Source organism: Phormidium sp. CCY1219 (assembly GCF_035615515.1).
Lineage (GTDB): Bacteria > Cyanobacteriota > Cyanobacteriia > Cyanobacteriales > Laspinemataceae > CCY1219.
Genome location: NZ_JAJENT010000511.1, coordinates 1 through 518, shown reverse-complemented (window position 1 = coordinate 518; position 518 = coordinate 1). Strand labels below are relative to the sequence as shown.

Sequence of the window (518 nt, the reverse complement as noted above, 5' to 3'; positions counted from 1 at the left end):
ACTCCAGTATTTGAGATTGCCGTCATATGGACTGGCCTCACCTTTGACTTTAACGTGTCTGACAATTGGAGTCTCGGAGTGGTATCGCAATTTGATGGGGTTTGATTCCGCTCGTGTTGCAAATGTCCATTGCCGATTCCCTATTGTTTGCCAGTATTTCTTGGCTACCCATTCTTTACTTTTGTTGGAGTGTCTTCGGTATCCCCATCTGGTTAGCTTCCAATATAACGAGCTATCCATTTGATAGAAAACTTCCTTGGACACTACTGTTGAGTAGTAGTTGCTCCACCCTCTGATGACCGGGTTGAGGTGTCTTATTAGCCCCTCTTGCGGTGCTGCGCTGTGGGAGTCTACTATCTCTTTTAGTTTCTTGTAGTGGGTCTTGATGGCTTGATTGCTGGGTTTGATTATAGTTTTGAAGCCTAAGGGGTCCCCGTGGGCATTCCTTCTGGTTTTGTATTTTCCAACTATGTATTGTCGGATATTAAAACCGAGAAAGTCAAACCCTGGATTATCCC

1 protein-coding gene is annotated in these 518 nt (G+C 44.8%); it reads right to left on the bottom strand.

Features of this window, described 5'->3' with window-relative positions; translation table 11 throughout:
- Positions 1–387, bottom strand: a 387-nt coding sequence (locus LKK83_RS13475) for a group II intron maturase-specific domain-containing protein (RefSeq protein ID WP_324631684.1), incomplete at its 3' end; no start/stop codon positions are given.
- Positions 388–518 lie beyond the last annotated feature (131 nt).